Annotated in this window: 15 protein-coding genes; 13 read left to right on the forward strand and 2 right to left on the reverse strand. The window is 54.3% G+C overall.

Annotated features, from left to right (window positions below; translation table 11 throughout):
• Nucleotides 1-54: 54 nt before the first annotated feature.
• Nucleotides 55-975 carry an SMP-30/gluconolactonase/LRE family protein gene (locus tag Mag101_RS00650; protein ID WP_077399359.1) on the reverse strand — a complete coding sequence of 307 codons (921 nt, stop codon included), beginning with the start codon at nt 973-975 and terminating at the stop codon, nt 55-57.
• Between the two features lie 183 nt (nt 976-1158).
• Nucleotides 1159-2175, reverse strand: coding sequence for a LacI family DNA-binding transcriptional regulator (locus tag Mag101_RS00655; RefSeq protein WP_077399361.1), 1017 nt, complete (start codon nt 2173-2175; stop codon nt 1159-1161).
• 213 nt (nt 2176-2388) lie between these two features.
• Between Mag101_RS00655 and Mag101_RS00660 the strand changes: the two genes are divergently transcribed.
• The 13 genes from Mag101_RS00660 to Mag101_RS00725 all read left to right on the forward strand — a co-directional run bounded on the left by Mag101_RS00660 (nt 2389) and on the right by Mag101_RS00725 (nt 26402).
• Nucleotides 2389-3204 (forward strand): SDR family NAD(P)-dependent oxidoreductase, encoded by an 816-nt coding sequence (locus Mag101_RS00660; protein WP_198040038.1) that lies wholly within the window; start codon nt 2389-2391, stop codon nt 3202-3204.
• Nucleotides 3205-3585: 381 nt separating this feature from the next.
• A complete protein-coding gene (locus Mag101_RS18240) occupies nt 3586-6486 on the forward strand; it encodes a di-heme oxidoredictase family protein (RefSeq protein ID WP_077399366.1) in 2901 nt (966 codons plus the stop codon).
• Nucleotides 6487-7205: 719 nt separating this feature from the next.
• Nucleotides 7206-10139 (forward strand): TonB-dependent receptor, encoded by a 2934-nt coding sequence (locus tag Mag101_RS00670; RefSeq protein ID WP_077399369.1) that lies wholly within the window; start codon nt 7206-7208, stop codon nt 10137-10139.
• Between the two features lie 157 nt (nt 10140-10296).
• Nucleotides 10297-11889, forward strand: coding sequence for a sugar porter family MFS transporter (locus Mag101_RS00675; RefSeq protein ID WP_077399372.1), 1593 nt, complete (start codon nt 10297-10299; stop codon nt 11887-11889).
• A 32-nt stretch (nt 11890-11921) separates the two neighbouring features.
• The gene (locus Mag101_RS00680) at nt 11922-12884 is read left to right on the forward strand and encodes a Gfo/Idh/MocA family protein (protein WP_077399375.1); all 963 of its coding nucleotides are present in this window, start codon (nt 11922-11924) and stop codon (nt 12882-12884) included.
• A gap of 89 nt (nt 12885-12973) precedes the next feature.
• Nucleotides 12974-14218: a helix-turn-helix domain-containing protein gene (locus tag Mag101_RS00685; RefSeq protein WP_077399378.1), complete on the forward strand. Its 1245-nt coding sequence runs from the start codon at nt 12974-12976 to the stop codon at nt 14216-14218.
• A gap of 458 nt (nt 14219-14676) precedes the next feature.
• Nucleotides 14677-18267 (forward strand): di-heme oxidoredictase family protein, encoded by a 3591-nt coding sequence (locus Mag101_RS00690; protein ID WP_157520068.1) that lies wholly within the window; start codon nt 14677-14679, stop codon nt 18265-18267.
• Between the two features lie 89 nt (nt 18268-18356).
• Nucleotides 18357-20384, forward strand: coding sequence for a hypothetical protein (locus Mag101_RS00700; RefSeq protein WP_157520071.1), 2028 nt, complete (start codon nt 18357-18359; stop codon nt 20382-20384).
• A gap of 72 nt (nt 20385-20456) precedes the next feature.
• Nucleotides 20457-21305, forward strand: a complete 849-nt coding sequence (locus tag Mag101_RS00705) for a prolyl hydroxylase family protein (RefSeq protein ID WP_077399387.1) — start codon at nt 20457-20459, stop codon at nt 21303-21305.
• A gap of 106 nt (nt 21306-21411) precedes the next feature.
• Nucleotides 21412-21825: a DUF1330 domain-containing protein gene (locus Mag101_RS00710; protein WP_077399391.1), complete on the forward strand. Its 414-nt coding sequence runs from the start codon at nt 21412-21414 to the stop codon at nt 21823-21825.
• Between the two features lie 202 nt (nt 21826-22027).
• On the forward strand, nt 22028-23410 hold the full coding sequence (locus tag Mag101_RS00715; protein ID WP_077399394.1) for a metal-dependent hydrolase family protein: 1383 nt from the start codon (nt 22028-22030) through the stop codon (nt 23408-23410).
• A complete protein-coding gene (locus Mag101_RS00720; protein WP_077399397.1) occupies nt 23407-24675 on the forward strand; it encodes a carbohydrate porin in 1269 nt (422 codons plus the stop codon). The genes Mag101_RS00715 and Mag101_RS00720 overlap by 4 nt, the downstream gene beginning before the upstream one ends.
• 74 nt (nt 24676-24749) lie before the next feature.
• Nucleotides 24750-26402: an aminoacylase gene (locus Mag101_RS00725; protein ID WP_077399400.1), complete on the forward strand. Its 1653-nt coding sequence runs from the start codon at nt 24750-24752 to the stop codon at nt 26400-26402.
• Nucleotides 26403-26417 lie beyond the last annotated feature (15 nt).

The raw sequence follows: 26417 nt of genomic DNA on the forward strand, positions 1-26417 counted from the left end.
AGTTCCGAAGCGTTAAGTTTGGGATCGTTGCGTAGACGAGTTCAAGACGGGAACTCAGCCGGAAAATATTCCCGGCGCCAGGCCGCGGACTTTAGGTTCGTAGCGAAACAGACCACCTGCCAGAGGCTGCGCCAACAGCTGTTCCTCGGTTAGCCCCTTACGTGCGGTGGTGATGTACAGTGTTTCCAGGCGATCACCGGCGAAAGTACAGCTGGTGACGTTGGAAACGGGCAGCTTCAGACGACCAACGATATTGCCCTTTGGCGATATGCGGGTGATTCCCCAGCCAAAGAAATGGCACACCCACAGGCAGCCTTCTTCATCTACCGTCATGCCATCGGGGAAACCGCTGGATTCGTCGAATTGGAAAAACACGCGCTTGTTGCCGACCCGGCCATCACCGGTTACATCAAATGCGTAAATCGTGCGGGCCAGAGTATCTGTGTGATACAGCGTGTGCCCGTCCGGGCTAAAGGTAGGGCCGTTGGTGATGATGTAATTGTCATCGATATGTTGCCAGCTGCAGTCGCCGTCGAGACGATAAAGTGAGCCGGTGGGTTTGGTTTCATCGTCGTCCATGCTGCCCGCCCAGAAGCGCCCCTTGGCATCGACCTTGCCATCGTTAAAGCGATTGCCGGCGGCTTCCTGTTCCGGCGTGCCGAGTCTTTTAATGTGTACCCGGTCGCCAAGTTGGGGAATTTCCAGCAGCGCAAAACCATCGCGCAGGGTGCCGATGAAACCGCCGTTTCGGCGCGGTGCCAGCGCGGTGAGCTGGTCGGGGATATGCCAGCTGCGACGCTGGTCGGTGACCGTGCACAGCCGGTGCAACTGATACTGTTTGATATCCACCCAGTAGATGGCCTGTTCCCGCGCCACCCAGCAGGGGCCTTCGCCGAGTGTGGCCTTGGCGTCCCATACACAGTGCACAGGGCTCTTTTCCGCGGTTGTGCGCGCGGCAGTATCAATGTTGCTCATGGTCGCTATCGAGGTTGGGTGCCCGGTGGGCCCGCTGGTTTTATGAGTTATACAGGCAGACTAATGTAAACGTTTACATTATGCAATGCTGAAGTATCGGGTACATCGCGTCGAGATAAGGGGACACCCGGCAATTGGTTTGCCGGGCGCGGGCAAGAAAGCCACCGGGGTAGGCGGCAGAGGTTAGCGGGGTGCGGTGCCGGTGGACTTACGTACGATCAGTTTGTGCGGCACGATTTCCGGTTCCGCATCTGTATCGGTGCCATCGATGGCCTGGCACAGCCGGCGCATGGTGCGCTCGCCGATTTCCTCCGCGGGCTGGGCAATCGTGGTCAGTGGTGGGTCCATGATTTCCGCGTAGCGGATATCGTCGAAGCCAATAACCGAAATATCCTGCGGAATTTTCAGGCCCGCGTTTTTGATTTCATGGATGGCGCCCAGTGCCATTTCATCATTAGCGCAGAAAATCGCGGTCGGACGCTGCTTGTGTGTCAGCAGTCGGCGCGCTGCGCGGCGCGCTCCTTCGAGTGTCTGCTCGCCCTCGACTACCCAGCCGCTATCGACGGACAGCTTGGCCTTGCGCATGGCTTTGCGGAAGCCTTTTTCCCGGTCATGGGTCAGCAGCGAGTTGCGCTTGCCGGCGATAAACCCAATGCGGTGGTGCCCCAACTGGATCAGGTAATCCGTGCCGTCCGCGGCCGCAGCCACGTTGTCCACACGCACACTCGGGAATTGATTCAGTTCAGCGGTGACACTCTCCAGCCCCAACACAATGGGAGGGTGTACCTTGTTGCTGGACTTCCTATCGGTAGGTTCTTCGAACGGGGAAATACTGGCCAGCAGCAAAATACCATCCGCCTGTTTGGAGAACACCATATCGGTGTATTCATCAAACTCATGGGAGTTGGATTGCGTGTCGCGAATCAGAATGGAATAGCCCAGTTCATCGGCAACGCGCCAGATTCCGCGCATTACATTGTCCAGGAAGGGGTCACCCACCGTCGGTAAGACCACCACAATCAGGCTGGTGCGGCCGCGGCGGAAGTTCCTCGCCAGCGTGTTGGGTGCGTAGCCGGTTTCGTCGATGGCGGCCTGAACTTTGCGGCGGGTATGTTCTTTCACCTGCTCCGGGTTATTCAGGTAGCGGGAGACGGTTGCCGTGGATACGCCAGCAAGTTGCGCGACTTTTTTAATGGACACCGGAGTACCTGTTATTGCTCTTCTGTTGCTCTCTGCGCGGGGCTGCGCAATGGTCTGAGTGGCGCGATACGCGCGCGATCAGGTAACGAACGAGCGCCGAATGGTAACGTTTACGCAAGAAAATTGGTATCGCTTGCCCGCCCTGAGATATTTCTGCCGGTCATGAATAACGCTTGCACAGCACAATGTAAACGTTTACATTAAGTTGCAGATGTGCCACATTCCAAATTGCTGTGGCGCAAGCAAGATGGAAGAAAAATAATGCATTGCGATGGTAAGTTGGCCGTAGTCACCGGTGGCTCGGCGGGTATTGGGCGTGAGATCACCCTGCAACTCGCCGCTGAAGGCTGGGATGTTGCGGTGTGCAACCTGCACGAAGATGAACACGCAATTTCACTGGTCAAGGAAGTGGAAGCGTTGGGCCGACGCTGCCTGTTCACTGCCTGTGATGTAGGTGATAAATCGCAGCTGCAAGACTTTTACCAGCAGGTGGTTACCGATTTCGACTGTGCACCGAGACTGATTGTGAATAATGCCGGTGTGCAGACCTGGGCTCCTTTGTTGGAGTTGCAGGAAGAGGATTGGGACCGCGTTATTCGCACTAACCTCAAAGGCGCCTTCCTGAATATTCAGCTCGCCGCACGCCTGATGGTCGAGCGCAAAACCCCCGGTAGCATCGTCAATATTGGCAGTGGCTGTAACAAGCTGGCATTCCCGAATCTCGTGGATTATGCGGCTTCCAAGGGTGGCATTGAGATGCTGACCAAATCTGCCGCAGTAGAGCTTGGGCAGCACGGCATCCGCGTTAACTGTGTGGCGCCGGGCGGTATCCTGATCGATCGCACCCGCGAAGAGGCGCCGGACTACGCCGACGTTTGGGGCAATATTGCTCCGCTGGGGCGCGTGGGTATGCCGGAAGATATCGCCAACGCGGTGAGCTATCTCGCGGATGAAAAGGCATCCTTCGTGACTGGCCAGACCCTGTGGGTAGATGGTGGGGTATTTACCAAGGCCAACTGGCCTTATTGAGACTTGGGTACCTGGTCTCTAGCTGGGGAGCAATCTCGGATTTCTAAATTCGGAATTTTTTGCCGGGTAACCAGCGGGCAAAAAATTTATGCAAAGCGCGCGTTTTTCTGCGCTTGAGTCAATATTTTTATGGGTGTTGTTGCGATTTATCGAATGTAAAATTTTTTCCGCCATTTGCTTGTAAACGTTTACATCTAGGCGTAGTTTTTAAATGGCCGGTAATCATTAACGCGGTGGATCTGTTTTTTTCGGCTTTGCCGAAATTGCTCTCAGGATGGTTTTTTCGTCGATTGCGGCATTCCGGGTTTTCCCGGATGCCGCTTTTTTTTGCGAACGCCGGCCAGTTCAAAACAATAATTTTTTACGGCAAGTGAGAGAAAGATGAAGACAACCCTTGCCCGGGCTCGTCGCCCGGCAGCGTGCAATTCTGTGCGCGCTGAAAAAACTTCCAGAAGAATTTTCAAAAATACGTTTAAAACTTCTCTGTATCGTTTCGTGCGCTCTACCGGCAGTAAGCTGGTGGGTGTGGCTTTACTTGGCTGCCTGCCAATGGTGGCGTGTGCCGCTTCCGGTATCCACGCTACCAGTTCTACCGAAGGTGTCATTTATTTTGATGACCAGGGTTGGAGCGGGAGCTGGAACTACGTCTGCCTGGGTACAAATTGCGTGCCGGGCTCGTTACAGGATGGCCAATGGCAGCGCCCAATTGGTGGGCTCGTCGATGGCAATACCTATGAAATCCAATTGAAGGTACAGGACAATGCCACTGGTCAATATATTTCGCCGATGGAAAGTGTACTGTTCAGCACCTCGGCCTCTTCTAGTTCAAGCAGTTCGAGCAGTTCAAGCTCCAGCTCGTCGAGTTCCAGTTCTTCCAGCTCGAGTTCCTCCAGTTCAAGTTCTGGCGGTTCATCCGGTACTGGTTCCTCCAGTTCCGGTTCCAGTTCAAGCTCCGGTGCGGGTAACCTGCCGCCCAATGTGACTCTAGCCGAGCCTGCCGGTGACCTGGTTGCCGGCGGCAGCATGACAGTTTCCGCTATGGCGGACGACGTTGATGGCAACGTCAGCTATCTCGAACTGTTCTATTCCGAACCTGGCAGCGGTAATGAAGTTTCCGCGGGCATGGTTTCCAATACGCCGTACAGCTGGACTTTGGAATCTTTGCTGGAAGGTACTTACGGCTTACGCGTGGTCGCTACCGATGACGATAATGACACCGCTGAAAACAGCCGCTTTGTTGACGTGGTCGCTGCGGACAGCGGTAGCGGCGACGATTTTGCGGTGATCGCGACGGGTGCGAACTCTGCAATCTTCTCCTTCAAGGCACAGCCAGAATGGCCCACCGGTGGCACCTTCTACAGCTGTAAAGACCTGGAAGTGGATTGTTATCCTGCTGCACTACTCGATGGCCGTTGGGATCGCGAGCATAACAACCTGAGTAACGGGCAAACTTACACTGCACAGCTGAAGGTGCCGGGTATGTCCGCGGACAATTTCCCGCGTTACACCTTTGCTTGGGACGGAAACGGAGCCGGTAACCCCGGTGACGGCGGTAATCCGGACGAACCCGGTGATCCCGATTTCGCACATCTGGACTGGACCAGCAATTCCCTGACCAATGGGCGGGTAGGCCCGGCGCCGCGCGCGAATCCCCCCGCTGCATTGCGCACGCCGATCAATGGTGCAGCGCCGACGTCGCACGGCTTTGCTTTTGATATCAATGGCAACCAGCTGAGCTGGCGTTGGGGCCCGCAAATCGTCAAAGGTGGCGGTGATTCCGGGCTGGAAATGCATTGTTCAGACGATGGCAACATGACCTTCAAGAGCGTTGCCGTAAGCGGTGGATCCGCGGCGATTCCTTGTAGTGGCGATTACAATTACTTCTTCCGCTACTTGCACCCCAGCCATTCGTTGAACAACAACCCGGCACACCAGTGGATTTGGACTGGTTTGTTCACCACCGCAGGCAGCCGTGTGGATCCGAACAACTACCCATCCTTCACCGACGGTTCGGCCAACTGGATGCGCTTCCGCCACCCGGTTTCCCACGACGGTACTACCGCTGCGATTCTGGATGCGCAACACAACAATGACCTGCTGCGAAACCTGGATCGTTACAACATCTGGGTAGACGACTCACCGGGCAATGTGCAGATCGGTTTCGATGTGGACGGCAATGTGATCCGCAACGAATCCATGCGCAACACCGCCGGTGGCCCGAACGGACAGCAGTTCTTCGCGCTGACGCAGAATCCGGGTTTCGGCAATGTGTTCAGCTATGGCCAGGTGATTCAGTTCGAGGTGTCCGCCGTGGCCGGTAATACCGGGGCGCAAACCTACAACGATTTCTCCTACTACACCGTGGGCTTGGGTTGGGGTAACTATGGCGATCCGCGTTTGAACCCAGCGGGCAAGGCCAGCACCACCATGATCCTGTCCGACAACGGCACCTACTCCCACTTGGAGTACAACGCGATCTTCACCCAGCCGGTGACCACGGTGCACTCGGAGGACATGGTCGATGATTTCCTGCTGGGCCACCACCTGTTCCACGGTATCGATCCGAACAAGCAGGGCTCTACCGACTTTGATGAGGTGAAAATTGGTGATCGCAGTTGTGGCGACTGCCACTTCCGTGACGGTCGAGGCTCTGAAATTATTCAGACTGCGAAGGGTCCACGCCTGCCACCGCCCACGTATGGTGTGAAACTGCTGGAAGTGATCGAGGGCCGCGAAGCTGGCTTTAGCTGGGATGGCTCTGCCAATACTGTTGCCGAGCAGGTACGCAATGCACTGGTACTCGACCACGGTGTTGACCCGGATGCATTGCCTGGTCGAGTGCTCGAGCTGCTGACTACCTACACCGAGGTGCTCACGGTTCCAGCGCGTAACCCAGGTAGCTATGACCTGCCGGGTGTGGCCGAGGGCGATGTGCTGTTCAATGACATTGGCTGTGCCGGCTGCCATACCCCGGTGCAGAAAACCCGCAGCGACGCACCGACCCATTTGCGTGACCTGACACTGCGTCCTTACACGGATATGAAGACCTGGGATCTCGGCGAAGGTGACTTCCGTACACCACCGCTGTGGGGCCTTGGCCACAATATCCGTATGCTGGAGAAGAACAGCCGTGCACTGCTTTATATGCACGATGGTGGCTCTACCAGCCTGGAAGATGCGATTCAGCGTCACGGTGGTGATGCCGCGGGTGTACGCAGCAACTACAACAGCCTGAGTGGTTCACAGCAGGATGCCGTGAAGGCGTTTGTCGAGACCCTCTGATGTGGCGAGACTAGTAACCGCAGTGACGATATCTGTGGTGTCGGTAGAATTCAGGGCTGCTTGATCGAGCGTCCGCAAGGCGCCACACATACGTCTGCAAAGGCCCCGGGAAGCGACTTCCCGGGGCCTTTTTGCATTGTTGCGGCAAGTTGCGAGTGGCAGTTGACGCGGGAAGCTCGGATTGGCGCGGAATATCGAGGGAAGCCGGGTGATAAAAATATACTGCGAAAAATATTTTTCCCGGTATGCAGGGCGATTTTCACAGAAAAAGCAGCAACAAATTTATGCTCTCACCGCAAACGGGTTCACACCAAGCAACAGGATACTATCGACAAAACGCGGTGTTTCCAGGCACTCAAAAATCCCAGCAAATCATGTTGTAAACGTTTACATTCTTGGATAGTCTAAATTTGACGCTCGAATACGGGCGCGTAATAAAAAAATAAAAGCGATGGCCACCTGGCCTGTGGGAGAAGACTATGCGTAACCTCGCCCTGCAGTACCTGCGAATCTCTACCAAGAACACCATGGTCGACACCCGTTTGGGGGCCTGAACGGCCAACGTCCGGCGGGCGGCCGATGTGTTCTCTAACACCCCGGCAGCAACACTCCCCCGGATCCTACCCATAAAAATGTAAACGTTTTCAATTTGGCACAGATTGCCCCCTAAATCAGGGGTGTTACTCTAAAACGATAAAGCCTATTCGGGAGGCATAATAATGATGAGAAAGACAACTTTGGGCCTGAAGCCCCTGGTAATCTCAATTGCGATGGTTAACTCCGGTGCTGTACTTGCCCAGGAAAGCACGGAAGCGCTGGAAGAAGTTACCGTAACCGGTATTCGCGGTTCACTGGAAAAAGCGGCCGACATCAAGCGCGATGCTAACGGCGTGGTAGACGCGATCTCTGCAGAAGATATCGGTAAGTTCCCAGACACCAACCTGGCGGAATCTCTGCAGCGTATCAGTGGTGTTTCTATCGACCGTAAGAACGGTGAAGGTAACCAGATCACCGTGCGTGGCTTCGGTCCGGACTTCAACCTGGTAACCCTGAACGGTCGTAACATGCCGTTCGCTGACTCTCCGAAGCAAGAAGGTGCTGGCGGTACCCAGAACCGTAGCTTCAACTTCGAGCAAATCGCTCCTGAATCTGTCGTCGGCGTTGATGTATATAAAACCGCGCGCGCTGAGCAGGCTTCCGGTGGTATTGGTGCTACCGTAAACGTTCGCACCGCTAAGCCGTTTGACTACGATGGTTTCAAATCTGCATTCAGCGTAAAGACCACCAACGACACTACCAATGTTCAGGGTGATGACTTCACCCCTGAAGTTTCTGGCATGTTCTCCAATCAGCTGTTTGATGGTCAGTTGGGTCTGTTGGTAGCTCTGTCCCACTCTGCGCGTGACAGCTCTCAAGAAATCATCGCAACCGATGGATGGTTACGTCAGACCGCAGGTAACTGTGAGCTGGGCTTTAGCACTTCTACCGATGCGTGTGGCGGTGGCGGTATCGACGACTCTGCGATTGATGCCAGCAAGAATCCAGGTGGTACTATCTGGATGCCTCAGAACTTCAACATGGACCAGAGCCATCACGAGCGCACACGTGATAATGCGCAGCTAGTTGTCCAGTACGCAGTAAATGACAGCGCGGTAGCTACTCTTGACTATTTCTATTCCAAGTATGAAGACGACATTGAGCGTTACCAGACTGCTCATTGGTTCGGTAACTGGGTAAGCGGTACTACCGATGAAAACGGCTCAATTGCACAGATTGTTAACGGTGCTGGCGGCACTGACTTTATTGGTTACATCGATGAGCTGGAAACCGAAAACGAATCTATCGGTTTTAACCTTGAATGGGATCTGAGCGATAACCTGACGGCGAAGTTTGATATTCATCACTCTACTTCCCACGCGCAGCCAAAAGGAAACCTCTCTGAGAAGTCCATCCTTCTGACTAACGCAGATTTCTACTGCGCTACTTACGAACAGTGCTATGCCGGTCAGTTCACCATTGATTACTCTCAGGGCACCGAACTGCCGATCCTGAATGACCCAGCGTCTATGGCGGCGAACGGTTTTGACGGTCGTGTGAACTATCTGTATGACGGCGGCGACAAGACAGATCAGTGGGATCTTGCCAGCATCGGCGGTAACCTGGTTATCGGTCGCGGTAACGAAGTGCTGAACACCATTGATCAAGTTAAATTCGATTTTGAATGGACCAATGCCAACGACAGCGTTCTCAAGTCTGCACAGTTTGGTATGGGCTACGTTGACTTTGACTTCGACACTACCTGGCGCATGAACATGACCACTCTGGGTCGCGCCTGGAACCCATCTGTTGACCAGTTGTCTTTGGTTGATAGTGCCGGTACCGGAAGCTCCTTCAGTGGTAACGAAGCTCTGTTCCCATATTTTGTGAAGTTCGACGTGAAGTCGATGTACAACCAAATTGGTGAGGAATACGGCTTTACCTTTAACCCTGAGGTCTATAACACCGTTTCTGAGCAAAGCACTGCGATTTATTCCCAGTTCAACTTTGAATCAGAAATCGCACAAATGCCGCTGACGGCAGTTGTTGGTCTGCGTTACGAAGCCACCGATGTGACCGGTGAAACGCGCCAGGTAACTCCATACGCTTTGCGTTACGAATCCCTGACCGAACTCCGTCCTCAGTTCGATAGTGAACTGGTATACGGTGTAACCGAGCTGGATGGCGATTACGCGTACCTGCTGCCGAACCTTGACGTTCGACTGGATATTACCGACGAAGTTGTCGCCCGCGCTTCTATCGGCCGTAGTCTGACTCGTACCGACCTGACAGCGTTGCGTCCTGCTGTGAGCATCGCTAACAGCCGTCCGAATGGTCCCTACCTCGCGTATCAGGGTAATGCCAACCTGAAGCCTTATCTGGCGGACAACCTGGACCTCTCCTTGGAGTGGTACTACGGCGAAGGTAGCTACGTAGCAATCAACCACTTCCAGAAGTTCGTAGATAACTATGTTTCTGCTGATACCACTTCTGGCCTTCTGTACAACGCTGATGGCGTTGCATATACCGATCCTAGTCAGGGCGACCTCGGTAACGGTTGTGGAGCTAACGGTGAAGATATTGCGGCCTGTGACGGTACTGTTGTTGCAAATTCACCGGACATCAACTGGCTGATTACCACTCCGGTAAACAAGGGCGACTCCCACGTAAAAGGTTTCGAATTCGCTGTACAGCACATGTTGGGTGACAGTGGCTTTGGCTTACAGGCGAACGCTACCATCGTTGATGGCGACCTGGAATACGATGTATTCGAAACCACCGAGCAGTTGGCTCTGAACGGCTTGAGCGACTCTTACAACTTGGTTGGCTTCTACGACAAGAACGGCTTCCAAGCCCGTTTGGCCTACAACTGGCGCGCAGATTTCCTGGCGTCTACCGATCAGCTGCGTGCACCAGACGAGCCGGTATTTACTGAAGAGTACGGCCAGTGGGATCTGAGTGCGAGCTACGACGTTACTGACAACATGACTGTCTTCCTCGAAGGTATCAACCTGACCGGTGAAGATTTCCGTCAGCACGGTCGTTTCACCAATCAGCTGATTAGTGCTCAAGAGTTCGGTGCGCGTTACGCACTGGGTCTGCGCGCTAGCTTCTGATCAAGGTGAATTCGGGTGCCCACATTTTGGATTCGTGGGTACTCGAATATCGTCACTTGTTAGTGCTTAAGTGTATTTCATGTTTTTAGTATTCGCGGTAACCCGGCATCGGGTTACCGCTTTTTTTTTGACGAATAAAAAATAGAGTGAGTTCGCTATGTCTCAGGCGCTGCGGTATGCCCTCATAGTTTCACTGGGCGGCTTCGTGTTTGGTTTCGACGCTTCAGTAATTTCTGGGGTAGTCGGCTTTGTTGCCATTGAATTTGGATTGGATGCGTTTGAGCAGGGGATGGTGGTCAGTGCACCCACCCTCGGTGCGATCATCGCCTCTTTCCTGGCCGGACCTATGGCGGACCGTTACGGCCGTCGCACCATTTTGCAATTGATCGCCGCACTCTACGTGGTTTCTGCGATTTGTTCTGCGTTTGCGACCAGTTACAACACGCTCGTATTTGCACGCTTTATTGGTGGCTTGGCATTTGCGTCTCTGCATATCGCGCCAATGTATATTGCCGAAGTCTCCCCCGCGAAAATTCGCGGTCGCATGGTGTCTATCAACCAGCTCAATATTATGTTGGGTTTCTCCGCTGCATATTTCGCTAATTACCTCATCCTCCAACTAAGCGGGAATGACGCGGGACTCGCTGTTGCACTTGGTATCGATGCACATACCTGGCGCTGGATGTTAGGTATGGAAGTATTGCCAGCACTGATGTTCTTACTGCTACTTTTTGCCATTCCTGAGAGCCCACGCTGGTTGCTACTCAATGGCCGTGAAACAGAAGCGCGGAGCATTTTCGCACGCATACTCCCCGCAAAAGATGTAAAGGCAGAGATTGCCTGTATCCAGGAGTCGGTCGCGCAGGGCCGAGTGTCCGTTGTAAAAGCGTTGGGCCGCTTGTTCAGCAAGCCAATGCGACTGGTCCTGGTGCTCGGTCTGATCGTCGGAATTTCGCAGCAAATCACCGGTATCAATGCGGTGTATTTCTACGCTCCAACGATTTTTGAGCAGAGCGGAGTCGGCACTGATGCTGCTTTTGCGCAGGCTATCTGGGTTGGAATCATTAATATTGTATTCACCGTGTTGGCGATGGTATTGATTGATCGTGTAGGTCGTAAGCCATTAATGCTCGCAGGACTTGCGGGCGTTGCGATTAGCATGACAATTTGCGCGGGTAGTTTTCATCAGGCCACCTATCAATTACCGAAGGACAATGAGCAGCAAGTCCAGGAGATCGTAGGGTCCGGCGCACTTGATTCTATGGCCGGTGTGTCTTACGAAAACGACGTGGCATTCAAAAATGCCTTGCAGGAATCACTGACCCACGAAGAGTTCCTCACACACCAAAGCGCGCTGATGCAAATGGCGATTGAAGTAGACGCGCGCATGGTGCTTATCGGAATTCTTGGTTTCGTTGCCTCTTTCGCCTTTTCTCTGGGGCCGGTGATGTGGGTACTTCTGTCTGAGATATTCCCAAATACCATTCGTGGCGTTGCCATTTCCTGCATCGGTGTTGCTAATAGCGCGGTCAGCTATTCAATACAACTGGTGTTCCCCTGGGAATTGGCACATCTCGGCATTGTTACCACTTTTGCAATTTATGGCGGCTTCGCCCTTGTGGGCTTCGTGCTCGTTGCCTGGTTACTTCCGGAGACCAAAGGCAAAACTTTGGAAGATTTGGAAAAACACCTGGGTGGCAAATCACAATCATTCGATGAGCCGGCGCTGCAGTTAAAGCCAACCGCATAATTACCAAATAGAGTTTAAGATTTGGAGAGATGATGAAGAGAGTACGCTGGGGCATTCTTGGGGCAGGGCGCATTGCCAACCAATTCGCCAATGACATTCGCTTTGCACCGAATGCAGAACTTACCGCGGTGGCAGCGCGCAGCGGTGAATCTGCGATAAAGTTCGCCGAAGAATACGGTATTGACCATGCCTATGCTGGTTATGATGCATTGATGGCTTCGTCCGAGATTGATGCGATTTATATTGCCACCCCCCACAACTTGCATATCGACCAGACTAAAAGGGCGATGGCTGCTGGCAAGGCAGTCTTGTGTGAAAAGCCCCTCGTGGTAAATAGCCGAGAATGTGAAGAGCTGGTAGCGTTTGCCCGTGCAGAAGGGCAGTACCTGATGGAGGCAATGTGGACCTGGTTCCTGCCAGCGTTGCGTAAAGCAAAACAGTGGGTGGATGAAGGTCGTATCGGTAAGATCCGCCATGTGAAAGCGGATTTTGGTTATCCAATTCCCTACTCCAATGACCGCCGTGAATATGACAACCGCTTAGCCGGCGGTTGCCTGCTGGAAATGGGTATCTATCCTGTCGCGATCGCGCAGTATTTTCTACAGGATGAACCACAGGATTTATCCGTTCGCGCTCACCTTGCACCCAATGGTGTAGAGGACGATGTAGTGATTACTGCTGACTACGCCCAGGGCGCAGTGGCTTCATTGGCGACTTCATTTCGCTGTAAATTACAGAATTGGGCGTACATCATCGGTGAAGAGGGCTATATCGCGATCCCCGATTTCTGGCGTGCGGACGAATGCAGTTTGTTTAAGTTGGACGAGCGTGTAGATCACTTTAAGGATGATCGACCCGGTCTCGGGTTCGAGTTTGAAATAATTGCGGCTAGTGCAGATATCCTTGCACGAAAAGCTCAATCCGATATTGTCTCTCATGAGGCCTCACTGGCCTTCCAAAGAGTGATGGAAAGAATAAAAAAGCACTTCATGTAGGTTTGCATTGATGGACCATCGTCTTGAGCGCGGCAACGACGGCGCGCTCAGACCACGCAAACCTGTATGAAAATAGAGGTTTGATAGTGATGAAAGCGCTGTTCTATGCGTTGGGTCAGGCGGTATTCAACAGTTATGACGTGTTGATGCTGGTCATATTCGTTGAATCGGTCCTGTTCTCGATTTTTTACTGGCTACACAGCCGGGTATTGATATCTTTCTACGGTGGTGTTGCCGAAGAGTCCACAGAAAAATTACAACGTCGTCGCCATAGCGCAATGCTAATGGCATTTTTCCTGCTGCTGGTGGGCCTCTCGGAGATTGTTTTTCTTCTGACCTACAATATTTTTCTGTCTGACTGGGTGCGCAATACTGTTGGGGCCTGGTTCTTCGTTGCTATTACCCTAATATTCTTTCTTCCCGGTGCGATGCTATTTCGCTATGTCAGTACCTTACTTGACCGAAATGCCGCCCAAAATCGGTTTTTCCTGACTCCGCTGGTTGTTTTTGTTACCAGTATCCTAGTTGCGTACTCTGGCCTGTGGGAAATGATACTGCAGCCGGTGTTCTGGGAGCCCTACATTTTTGTTGCCAGTGTCGCTTTTGCGTTAAACACCGTCTTTGCACTATTGACGTTACGTTTTTTGCATCGTTATCAGCAGCAGGTGCAGGACTATTTCGGCAATATAGATGCGGTAGACGTGCGTTGGCTCACGGTGGTTACTTCGGGATTCTGTGTGATCTGGAGCATGGCGTTGATCCCACCGTTTATGTCGGAAGAAAAACTTCCTATTTTGCGTGAGCTTATTATTCACTTGCCAAGCGTGTTGCAGATTGTATTGCTTACCGCTGCGGTACTGTTTGGCCTCTCACAGGGGGTGCGTATCATTCAAGTACTTCCTGAAAAATTATTTGCGCAGCAGTCAGATGCTGTCGCAGAAAGCAGTCAAGAGCCGCAAGTAAGTGAGGCCTTACTTATTCAGTTGCGCACGCTGATGGAAGGCGATTACTGGTACCGCCGTCCAGATATCACTTTGGACCAGTTCGCCAATGCGGCCGGCCAGTCGCCAAAGTTGGTTTCTCATGCGATTAATCGTCATTTTGAAAAGAATTTCTACGAGTTTGTAAACGCTTACCGCATAGAGGAAATCAAGCAGCGGCTTAAAGAAGAGGAACCCAACCAGGTTTCAATTCAGAGTATTTATGAGGCCGCAGGATTCCGCAGTAAGTCTTCTTTTAATACTTTGTTTAGAAAATGGGTCGGGATGACGCCCTCCCAATATCGGAAAAAATTTGGACGTGCGACCAATCCGCTGATTCCATTGGCGAAGTAGGTCGGATAGGTATTTTTTTCTGGGTGTTTTTGGTTTGAATAGACGAATTCAGTAGGGTTTTTTTATTCGAACCTGAAAAAAACCTTATCCGAACCTTGCCTGTCGCCGAAATACTCCTGGCCCGAAGCCCACGTGATACGTGGGTTTCCCACTATTCTCTGGGGTATGAATAACCCCATACATTGGTCGAGTCCGCACTTCTCATGTGGTTACTCGAACACAAAAATTCCCCGCCAGTATTCACTTGAATTCCAGCTTTCTAACGGCTTTCCTACAAGGCGGATTAATTAGTTTGCTTAAATCACCACGCGTTTATACGCAGACCCTTAGCAGGCCATATTGCTTAAGTTTGTGGTGACGCATAACCCAGTTGCACTGAGCGAAATAGTGTAATCCCACGATGAGAGAAGCACGTATGCGCGTGCCCTTTTATAAGATCAATAATTTCAGGGTGTATCATGAACAAATACGCACAAGTGCGGTCCCCCGAAGGGGCCCACTTAAGTCCTGTCTCGTCGGCAGGTGCGACCAGCGCACCGCCGCAGCGCCGCTCCCGCTTACGGTTGGCAATCGCACTGGCTGGCTTTGCCTCTGTTGCGGCAATGCCAGCATTTGGTGCTGAGGTTTGTACCGACGATAACAAGCTGGTTTTCAACGATGAGAACATCACCGCGAATGGTGGTGTCTGGGTTGGTGGCTACAACAATGGTTCGTGGATGTGGACCTCTGAGTTGAGCTGTACCGCTGGCCAATGTATCTCCAGCATTGATTACAGCGGTGGTTCCGTAGAGTTTCGTTTGGAAGGCCCGGGTGTTGAGGGTTACTACTCTCCTTACCCTCAGAGCAGCATGCATGCGGCGATGGTACCGGCTGCGTGTGACGGCTCTTCCGCGCCGACTCCTACGCCAACTCCTACCCCGACCCCTACACCAACTCCGACTCCTACGCCAAGCCCGACTCCGACACCAAGCGGTTCGCAGGTAGAAGCTGAGTCTGCGGCGCTGTTGGGCGATGCTGAAATTTATAGCGATGGCAGTGCTTCCGGTGGCCAGGGTGTGGCTTACATCTACACCGATGGTTCTGGTTTCCGTATTGCCAACGCGCCGGCGGCCAATGGTCTGGTGGTGCACTATGCATCGGAAAACAGCGGCACCCTGACCGTGCGTGTGAACGGCGCGGATGCGGGTGACCTTACGTTCTCCTCTACTGGTGCCTGGGTAGGTAATTACAACACCGCAAGTTTGAATGTGGTGATTGCGGCAGGCGATACCGTCGAAGTGCTGTTCGAGAATAGCGATGCGGCCATGAACGTGGACTTTGTCGAATTCGTGACTGACGCTACTCCGACTCCGACTCCGACTCCGACTCCGACTCCGACTCCGACTCCGACTCCGACTCCGACTCCGACTCCGACTCCGACTCCGACTCCGACTCCGACTCCGACTCCGACTCCGACACCGAGCTGTGACGCTCCGACCGGTGATCCCGCGGCCGAATTTGGCGAAGGTTTTGAAGCTGGTCTCACCACTTCAGGTATTGCGTATCACTCCGAGCAGCCGGGCGCGAGCCGTGGCTTCGCAATCTGGGGCCTGCAGGGCGCAGCGCCCAACCAGGCGGGCAATCAGGTGATCTTCACCGACTCCCAGGGCAACAGCTACTACCGTTATGAGACGGATCTGGGCGCGGTAGACGTGAACACGACCTACACCTTGGAAATGCGTCTGCAGGGTGGTGAATTCCCGGGCGGACAATGTATTTCCGAGATCACTGTGCGACCAGGTGAAGGTGTAACCGATGCAGTGTGTTATACCCCGGGTACTGGCGGCGGCGAGACCCCGGCACCAGAAGCGCCCAAGCCTACCGTAGGCATGGTGGTTACCGATGGTGCTACCGGGCAAGCGCGCCTGATCGGTGGTGAAGCCACTGGTAAAGCGGGCTTCGCCCTGTATACCTTCCTGAACGACGGTGACAATGTCAGCAACTGCTCCGGCGGCTGTGAAGACAACTGGCCGAAAGTGATCGTGGCCGACCCTGCTGATGTAGTGGGTGCCGGTGGTGTGACTGGTGACTTCGGCGCTATCCCGCGCACTTACGAAACCACCAACGACTGTGGCGATACGGTTGAGGTTACCGACTATCACGTGACCTATAACGGCGAGCCGCTGTACTTCTACGCAGGTGACACCAGTGCCGACGATACCAACGGTATTGCGTTCAGCACCTGGGAGCTGGCCGACGCATCGCTGATTCCCCAGCTGCCGCTGGTTAAGCACCCCGCCCCTGCATTGAAGACCGCGATCAACGGACTGGTTCCGCGCGAAATGGGTATGGCAATCGATATCGAAGGCCGCACCCTGACCTGGCGCCCGGGCTCCAACTCCAGCCTGACCGGTGGTCTGATTGCACAGTTCTCACCTTACGGTGGTGAAGGTGCACCGCGCAGCGCCAAGGACCCGAACCTGGAGCTCTGGTGTTCCAACAATCAGATCCAGTTCCACAAGGCGGACCTGCCGGGTACGTTGACTGGCCCTTACTCCGCGGAAATTCCGGGAGCCTGTTACGGTCAGTTCTACTACTTCCTGCGCTACCGCATCTTTGGCACCGTGAATAACGAGCCGGAAGATAACTGGGTGTACACCGCGCTGTTCGAGTACGACGAGAACAACCCGGATGACCGTATCGACCCACGTAACCGTCCGACCGTGACTTACACCAGCGCCAACTGGCAGCGCCATGGTCACCCGCACTCGCGTGACCGTCCAGAAGAGTTCGTATCCTTCGATGCGGCGCCGTACAACAACTCGCTGACGTCTGGTCTCGAGCGTTACACCACCACCTTTATCGACGGTGAAGGCGAGTTCGCCATTCAGCCCAACGCGAGCACTGCGCCGCTGCGGATTGAAGCCTTCGAGTGGGGTGCCGGTAACTGTCAGGGACCGCAGTACATCATCAACAGCTTCCCGCTGCCGGCGAATGCGTTCGACTATGGCCAGATTGTTAGTTGGGAAGCCACCTTCCCGACGGCCCAGAACAACTTCCCGAACGGAACCTCAATCAGTTCGCAGGTGTACAACACCATGCAGAACACCACCATTGGTCAGGGCTTTACCACCGCAACCGGTGACCCGCGCCTGAACCTGGCAGGTCCTGCTGGTGTGCGTATGGTGCACTCCAACGGTTGTAACCCGGTTGAAGATGAAGAGCGCAACGCGCGCTTCACCCAGCAGGTCACTACCGTACAAAGTGCCGAACAGGTGGATCAGTTCATCTGGGGTCACCATGCGTTCCACGGTCTTCCGCAGGTTTCTGGCGGTCGCCCGAATCAGGAAGGCTTTACCGATGCTGTTGCCATCACTGATGTGGATGGCAATGTGATCAAGGATGCCGGTCAGGGTTCTTGTGGTGACTGTCACTTCCGCGATGGCCGCTCTGACTTTGTAGTGAACACCGCGAAAGGCCCGCTGTTGGCACCGCCAACCTTTGGTATCGGCCTGCTGCAGTGGATCGAAGGTGCTGAGACTGGTCTGACCTGGGATGGCTCTGTCGCTACAGTTCGTGAACAGGCAGAAGGTGCATTGCTGGCCGATCTGGGTCTGACCCCGGCCGATATCGGTGAGACGGTCTTCAACCAGATCGTGACTTACACCGAGACCCTGCACGTGCCGGTGCGCGATTACGACACTTACGTCGATCCGCAGGTTGCCGAAGGCGAAGTGGCGTTCTTCGAAGCCGGCTGTGCTGATTGTCACCAGCCGACCCAGAAGACCCGCAGCGATGCGCCGGATTGGGCGCGCGATCTTGCGATCCGCCCATACACCGACATGAAACTGTGGGATGTAGGTACCGGTGGTGACTTCCGTACCCCGGCACTGTGGGCCATTGGCCAGAACGTTGAGCTGCTCGAGCGCAACGGCAAGGCCACCCTGTTTATGCACGACGGTCGCGCGAATTCACTCGAGGCGGCAATCGATGCACACGGCAATGGTTCCGTACCGGCGCTGACCACTGACGAAAAGGCAGACATCGTTCGCTTCCTGCGTTCGCTGTAATCCTTTTCTCCCGAGGCCCCACGTGTATCCCGCGTGGGGCCTTTTTTCCCTTCTTCGTTTGAAATTACATAAAAATAAGGAAATTGATGATGATGAAAGAAACTCAGCAACTCGCTGGCCAAAGAAAATTGTTGGCTGCGGCTGTAGCAACTGTACTGGTTGGCTGCGGTGCTACCGCACCACAGGCAAAAGCTGCTTCGGTATGTACCGATGCCGGCAAGCTGGTGTTTAACGACCCGAATATCACCGCCAACGGCACTGTGTGGGTTGCCGGCTACAACAACGGCCAGTGGATGTGGAATTCCGACAGCAGTTGTGTTGCCGGCCAATGCGCCAGTAATATGGATTACAGTGGTGGACAGGTAGAGTTCCGCCTGGAAGGCCCCGGCGTTGATGGCTATTACTCGCCAGCGCAGTACGGCGAAATGCATCCAGCGCAGACTCCGGTAGCCTGTAGCGGTGCGCCGACGCCAACTCCCACACCGACCCCGACTCCGACTCCCACCCCGACTCCGACCCCGACTCCGACCCCGACTCCAAGCCCAACTCCAAGCCCAACTCCAAGCCCAACTCCAACTCCGACGCCGACACCTTCGGTGACGAAAGTGGAAGCAGAATCGGGTGCGCTGTCTGGTGTGGCCGAGTTCTACAATGATGGTGCCGCGTCCGGTGGTGCAGGCGTGGCTTACATCTACCAGAACGGTGCGGGCTTTACCCTGAGTGACGTACCAGCATCCGACTCGCTGACCCTGCATTTTGCTTCGCAAAATAGTGGCCGCCTGTCGCTGAAAATTAATGGCAACGATGCGGGCGATATCGAATTTTCCGGTAACAGCGCCTGGACCGGCAATTACACTTCGGTAAACCACGCGGTGGACATTCCGCAGGGCGCGAGCGTGGCGCTGGTGTTTGAAAGCGGTGATGCGGCGATCAATGTCGACTATGTCGAGTTCCACGGTGCTTCCGGTTCGACGCCAACCCCAACACCTACTCCCACCCCAACGCCGACGCCGACACCCACACCGACCCCCACACCTACCCCAAGTGCCGGTAAGCCGGTGGTTCCGGCGGATGGCCAGCGCTACTTTATTGTCGGCCAGGACAAGGCCTCCATTGAAGGGTACATGGCAGAATCCGACTTGCCGCGCCCCGCGGGCTTCACCATGTACACCACACTATCCCGTGGCGAACCCTCCTACGATGGCAGCTACTGCTTTAAAGGCCTTGATGGTTTGAAAAGCGTTGGCAACTACAACTCCAACTCCGCCGATGGCTGTTTTGATAACGGCTATCGTCAGAACCGCTGGGGTTCCGGTGAGATGAACATCGAATGGTTGATCAACACCTATAACCCGCAAGTCGTTTCCATTGGCCTCTGGTGTCCGAGCAATGACCGTATGCCGTCACTGTACAACAGCGGTGCCTACGACGACCTGCTTGGCGAACTTGCGGACTTCTTCCAAGCCAACGGTGATACCCGTTTCTTCTTGCGTACCTGTTACGAATTTAACGGTGATGCGGGCGGATGGTCCGATGTGAACTTCCGGGAAACCTTCAAATATGTGCGTACCTTTATGGACGGTCGCGGTGTGGACAACGTTGCCCACGTTTGGCAGTCCGATTCCTACCACGGTACCGGTCGCACCACTGCTACCCTGGGCAATACCGAGCAGGGTTACTGGCCCGGTAAGCAGTACGTAGACTGGGTAGGGTCCTCGCAGTTTGACTCGGATGCGGGCGAAGAAGCGGCGATTGCCGAAGCGGAAGGCTTGCCGCATTTTATTGCTGAAGCTACACCGCACGGTGCGCTATTCCATCAGTACGACTTCAAACTGCCGTTCAATAGCACCGGTTCCAGCCCCGATGGCAGTGTGACCTTGCACAACGACCTGCAGTGGTTCAACAACAAGCAGGGCGAGATTCAGCGCACTTCCACCAAAGCCTGGCATTACATCAATGCGGACTGGAGCAGCCAGCCGCAGTGGGCCAATGCCCAGGATCAGGCTGGCCAGAACTACTTCAAGTACTCGGATACGCGTGTCCAACTGGACTCAACAGTAAAAGAGCACTTTAAATCACTGGTCACCGAGGAAAATGGGTTTATTCTGTCTGAATAAATGACCCAGCCCGGCCGCCCCCGAGAGGGGGCGGCCGGGTCTCCATTAAAATAAAAACAAAGGGGATTTCAGATGGCAATCACCGAATTCGATACCAGTTGGCGCAGCTGGATCCAAACCAATATTGCCCGCGGTTGTGAAATTGCCGAACTCTACCGAATCCTGGTAGCCAACCAGTTTTGTCCCAACCTTGTCGCGCGCACGCTCAACTACTGGCCGGTAAACCCACAAGTCACGCCGCCCACAAGTCGCACAGACAACCACTGGTCTCCCACTGCGGTGGAGATTGCGGCTGCCGATGCCAAGCCCAGTGGGGCAGCGTCGATTGATACCGATGACAGGTTGCAGCTCTATACGCTTGAACAATTCCTGTCTGTCGAAGAATGCCAGCAGGTTATTGAGCTGGTGCGGCCACATTTGCGCCCATCCACCACCACCAACAAAGCAGACCAGTACCGCGGTTATCGCACCAGCCGTACCTGCGATCTCGGCCTGATGGGGAGTCCGCTAGCCGCCGAACTGGACCAGCGCATCTGTGACACCATGGGTATAAACCCGAGTTACTCGGAATCCATCCAGGCGCAGTGGTATCGGGAAGGGCAGCAATTCAAACAGCATACCGACTACTTCGAGCCGGGTAGTGAAGAATACCGCCGCTTCGCTGGCGAACGCGGACAGCGCACCTGGACGTTTATGATCTACCTCAACGCGGACTGCGAAGGGGGAGAAACCCGCTTTACCGAATTGGATAAGAGCTTTGTGCCGAACACCGGTTGCGCGGTTATCTGGAATAGCTTGGATAAAAACGGCTTGCCGAACCCGGATAGTATGCACTGGGGTATGCCAGTCACCCGTGGCGAAAAAGTGATTATTACCAAGTGGTTCCGTGCACACGGGGAAGGGGAACAGTTTTTTGGCTAAAGGTTATCGCCGTTACACAATTTTCGTGACGGCTTGCATCCAGTTGTCATCCTCTCGCGTCTAAATGGTCTATCCGATCCATTCGCAGTAATTAGAGAGAAAACCGATGATGACCCGAGTTGCGCTTTTGGCCGTTCTATTCACCAGCCTGACGGGCTGTGTGTCGATTAATGTCACCGAAACCGGCCAGAGCGGCTACAGCAAGAGCTGCAAGCGCACCGCCTATCTGGTGCAGAGCGGCTCCCTGCGCAGTGCAGGTGCCCTCGAAAGCTACCGCGCGGCCTATGCCGAGCAGGTGGAAGACTTCGACGGGCAGGTCCTGACCCAACAATCACCCAGCGCAGTCTTGCATAGCAGCCAGTCTGGCGCAGAAGTTCTGATGTTGACGCGCTTCCCCTGTGAGAGCCGCGCAAAAGCCTTCTGGCGCAGTCAGGGCAATGCTGAACTCGCCGTCCTTCGCGAGCAAGCTGGCGACCTGACCGTGGCCGTCTACGAGCGCGGCCTGCACGTTAATTTCTGATCTTTCCCGTAGGCGTCGGGACAGGGATGTTCGGGCGCTGATTCCTCCTTTTCCGTCCTCAGGCATAACTGCCCTGCAGGCGCTTCTATCCTGCACAACTACACTTGAGCAAGGCCCAAAGACCACTTCTGAATAACCCCTATCCCCGTAAATTGTTGGCCATACATAACGCGTCGGGGGCATCTGACACGGAGGTCAACGCATGCAGCAAAGTGCGGAGACGTTAACCAGTACCTGCATCGACCGACGCAAGTTCCTGTCTAGTCTAGGTGCGGCGGGGTTGATGGCGACACTTCCCAGTTACCTCCTCGCCGAAGACAAACCGGCGCCAATCTTGATTCGCGGTGCATCAGTATTTGACGGGGTTTCCAACAAACTCGTCGATGCCGAAGTGCTGATCGAAGAGGGAATGATTAGTGGAATGGGGCAGGGGCTTGCCGTACCGCAGGGCGCAACGGTGATCGATGCGGAGGGGCGCACACTCATCCCCGGACTCACCGATGCCCATACGCACATTATGTGCAATGACACCTTCGAGAAGCTTATTTACAGCGCTCCCCATGAATACGCCGGCGTGATGGCGGCAGAGAGTGCGCGCCGTATGTTGCTGCGTGGCTTTACCACGATCCGCGACGTGGGTGGCCCTGCATTTGGGCTAAAGAGCGCCATAGACGCCGGTGTCATTGCCGGACCGCGTATTCTTCCGTCCGGCTATTTTCTGTCACAAACCGCCGGCCATGGTGACTTCGAACCGCGTCTGTACTACTTATCGCCGCACTTTACCGGGCAGTTGGACCCCGCCTATCTGCGTGGCTGGACGATTATTGCCGACGGCGTGCCCGAGGTACGCAAGGCGGCTCGTGAGGCGCTCCGCTATGGCGCCACACAGTTGAAAATCATGGGCAGTGGCAGCATCACCGGCGCACATGATCCGCTGGATGCCACCGAATACACCCTGGAAGAGCTGACCGCTATCGTCGAAGAGGCGCGCCATTGGGGCACCTACGCCACTATCCATGCCTACACGGATGAATCGATCCAGAACGCGATCAAGGCCGGAGTACGCTCTATTGAGCATGGGCTTTTTGCCTCGGAAAAATCCATGCAACTAATGAAAAAGAACGACATCTTTTTCTCAACCCAGTTTTTGTCTTTCACCATTGGTGCCGAGAAGGCGGGTATGACCGGGCCCGCGATTCCCAAGTATGAGGAAGCCCAGGCTGGTGCTACTGCCGGATACGAACGGGCGAAAAAAATTGGCTTAAAAATGGCGTTTGGTACCGATATTCTGGGCAGCATCGATCTGGGCCCATACCAATCCCTGGAGTTCACTGCGCGCGCAGCCTATTACACACCACTGGAAATTTTGCAGCAGGCCACGTCGCTCAATGCGGAACTGTTCGCCCGCAGCGGCAAGCGGCACCCATACACCGCCGGACCTCTCGGCGTTGTCAAACCCGGTGCCTATGCCGACCTGCTGCTGGTAAACGGCAATCCGCTAGAAGATATCTCCCTGCTGGCCAAGCCCGACGAAAACCTCGCGCTGATTATGAAGGGCGGCCGTATTTTCAAGAACACCCTGTGACGGTAAAGCGGCCAATTACCACCATGAAGTATGCGTCGCACAGCTACTGGGTATTGTTAAGCGGCCTTGCTGCGACCGCGTCCACCTATGCACAAGTAGACGACGCTGCGGATGTCCTCGCCGGGCGCGACTCAGTGCCTGTTCTGCTCGCCACCGATGATGCGGAAAAAGACGATGTACTGAATATCGATACGCAGCAGACATTTGATGATTGGAAAGAAAGTGTAAAGCAGCGCACGGGCTTGGACTTCGGTTTCGATTATACCGGCTTGGGACTGCGCGCGGACGAAAGTCTGGGCAAGGAATCCGCCGGTTCCGGCAGTATCCGATTCTTTGGTTCTTGGGCACTGATCAATACGGAGGGGCCCAACACCGGCAGCCTGGTGTTCAAGGTCGAGAACCGTCACGCCTATGGCAGTGTGACACCGCAGGATTTTGGCACCGAAGTCGGGTATGTAGGCCTGCCGGGCTCTGTGTACACCGATCAGCAGTGGCGCGGTACTCACGTCTATTGGCAGCAGGATTTTTGCAATGGCAGGGGCGTGAGTTATGTGGGTTGGCTAGATATCACCGACTATGCCGACGTTTATGCCATGGCGAGTCCATGGACCGGCTTTGCCAATATCGCGTTCGAGACCGGTTCCGGCACCTACGGTGCTTATCCCGACGGTGCCTTGGGAGTGATGGTTGGTGGCTTCTTTACTGACCATGTCTACGGGATCGCGAGTATCGTTGATGGCAACGGGGACCCAACGGATTTACTCAAGGGCTTTGACAGTTTTTTCGGCGACTTCGACACACTGAAGATTATTGAGCTCGGTTATACCTCTGGTCCCAAGCGTTTGTTCATGGACAACGCGCATATCACCTTATGGCAAATTGACGAGATAGAAAGTGCCAACAATGGCTACGGTGTTTCCGTATCGTTTTCCAAGGCCATTGCCAATGCGTGGATGCCATTCTTCAGGGCTGGTTGGGCGAGGGACGGTGGCAGTTTGTATGAAACTGCAGTGAGTACTGGTATCGGCCATACCACCGACCCCGGCAGGAACCTGCTTGGGGTGGCATTAAACTGGAATCGGCCGAGTGAGGATACGTTCGGGGTAAAACTGGATGATCAGTATCTCGTCGAAGTTTTTCAGCGCTGGCAAATCACCGAGGGTTTGCAACTAACCCCGAGCCTGCAGTTGATGCAAAAGCCTGCGTTAAATCCCGACACCGATTCTATCTGGGTGTTGGGCTTGCGTATGCGGTTTGCGCTTTAGTATGAAGAGCATGGTCAGAATCGAATAGCTCGGCACGTTACATTCAACCAAAAGGTTATGCCAGGAAGGGAACCATGGCGACTTGGAAAATTTGGATAGGCGCTGTCATCTTGTTATGCGCAGCATGCGTCTACGGGGAAGAGTATGATTTGGTGATTCTGGGTGGGCGCGTCATGGACCCGGAAACCATGCTTGATGCTAAATTGAACGTGGGGGTGAAAGACGGAATCATTGCCACGATTACCCCCGATTCTATAACCGGAACAGAAACCATCGATGCCTCCGGCCATGTGGTTGCACCGGGTTTTATCGATACTCATTTCCATGCACTGGATGGCCTGTCCATGAAAATGGCTGCGCGTGATGGAGTCACCACCGGTATGGACTTGGAAATCGGCGCCATCAATATAAATGACTGGTATGCAGCCAAAAAGAATAAATGGCCAGTCAATTATGGTGTGGGAATCAGCCAGGAAGGCGTGCGAATGTTAGTGCACGACCCAGAAGCAAAAATACAAGGTTGGCAGGACGCACCAACTATCCTCGGGCCATTGCAAAAGGCCACCACCGCTGATGGTGTCGCGGGCTGGGCCAGCAAGGTCAGCAACCGTGAGGAAATGAACCAGATCCTGCAACTGTTGGACGAGGGTTTTGCGCAGGGGGCGATTAACCTCGCATCCACAACCGCCTATATGCGCGAAGGCCTGACTGCGCAGGAAATGTATGAATCACAAAAGCTCGCTGCGGATTGGGGGCGTTTTACCGCCTCACATACGCGCTACCACGGTAGTAGCAGTGACCCGGAAGCGGAGCAGGGCGCCAATGAATTAATTGCAAATGCCTTCGTGCTGGATGCGGGCTTACTGATCCTCCACAACAACGATTACGGTTGGGCCCAAATTGAGGAAAAGCTGCAGGCGGGCCGGGCCAAGGGCCTCAATTGGTGGTCTGAATACTATCCCTACGATGCAGCGTCCACTGCCATCGGATCCGGGTTTTTCCAGCCGGAGGTATTTGTCGACAGGATGGGGGGCGATTACGAACGGGACATGTACGACCCCACTCAGGACAAATTCCTCACCAAAGAGGAATACGAAAAAATCGCCAAAAGTGATCCCGGCCGCTTAGTTGTGATATTCAGCCCTGCGCGTAAAAAATGGCTACCGCAGTGGTTGCGAATACCACATATGACGGTCGCGTCTGATGCAATTTTTTCCGGCAAAGGTGTTGATTCCTGGGACCTTGACTGGTCTGAGTACCAGGGACATCCGCGTACCGGTGGTACTCGTGCGAAGGTCATTCGACTGGGGCGGGAGCAGGGCGTGCCACTAATGTTCAGCCTTGCCCAGATGAGTTACTGGCCTGCGTATCATTTGGGAAAAGCTGGGCTCGAATCAATGAAAGTTCGTGGCCGTATGCAAGAAGGCATGGTTGCCGATATCGTAGTGTTTGACCCTTTAAAAACACGGGAAACATCCACCTACAAAGCCGGGGAACAGGGTAATCCGTCAACTGGGATACCCTATGTGATCGTCAACGGCCAGCAAGTGGTGAAGGACAACAAGTTCCTCAAGGTCTGGGCCGGGCAACCCATTCGCTACCCCTCTTCAAACGACTCAAAATTCGAACCAATTAGCGAAGAGGAGTGGCTGGATCGTCATGCTATTCGGACTCACAGCGTCCACGAAAACTTACGCAGCCTGGGTGAGCCTGATGACACCCATTAGCGCGTAAGTAGGGTT

This window comes from Microbulbifer agarilyticus (genome assembly GCF_001999945.1).
GTDB classification, from domain to species: Bacteria; Pseudomonadota; Gammaproteobacteria; order Pseudomonadales; family Cellvibrionaceae; genus Microbulbifer; species Microbulbifer agarilyticus_A.

Bases quoted from the DNA above. Each gene is read 5' to 3' on its own strand.
- Mag101_RS00650 (WP_077399359.1), bottom strand. From the start codon at position 975: ATGAGCAACATTGATACTGCCGCGCGCACAACCGCGGAAAAGAGCCCT.
- Mag101_RS18240 (WP_077399366.1), top strand. From the start codon at position 3,586: ATGAAGACAACCCTTGCCCGGGCTCGTCGCCCGGCAGCGTGCAATTCT.
- Mag101_RS00670 (WP_077399369.1), top strand. From the start codon at position 7,206: ATGATGAGAAAGACAACTTTGGGCCTGAAGCCCCTGGTAATCTCAATT.
- Mag101_RS00675 (WP_077399372.1), top strand. From the start codon at position 10,297: ATGTCTCAGGCGCTGCGGTATGCCCTCATAGTTTCACTGGGCGGCTTC.
- Mag101_RS00680 (WP_077399375.1), top strand. From the start codon at position 11,922: ATGAAGAGAGTACGCTGGGGCATTCTTGGGGCAGGGCGCATTGCCAAC.
- Mag101_RS00685 (WP_077399378.1), top strand. From the start codon at position 12,974: ATGAAAGCGCTGTTCTATGCGTTGGGTCAGGCGGTATTCAACAGTTAT.
- Mag101_RS00690 (WP_157520068.1), top strand. From the start codon at position 14,677: ATGAACAAATACGCACAAGTGCGGTCCCCCGAAGGGGCCCACTTAAGT.
- Mag101_RS00700 (WP_157520071.1), top strand. From the start codon at position 18,357: ATGATGAAAGAAACTCAGCAACTCGCTGGCCAAAGAAAATTGTTGGCT.
- Mag101_RS00705 (WP_077399387.1), top strand. From the start codon at position 20,457: ATGGCAATCACCGAATTCGATACCAGTTGGCGCAGCTGGATCCAAACC.
- Mag101_RS00710 (WP_077399391.1), top strand. From the start codon at position 21,412: ATGATGACCCGAGTTGCGCTTTTGGCCGTTCTATTCACCAGCCTGACG.
- Mag101_RS00715 (WP_077399394.1), top strand. From the start codon at position 22,028: ATGCAGCAAAGTGCGGAGACGTTAACCAGTACCTGCATCGACCGACGC.
- Mag101_RS00725 (WP_077399400.1), top strand. From the start codon at position 24,750: ATGGCGACTTGGAAAATTTGGATAGGCGCTGTCATCTTGTTATGCGCA.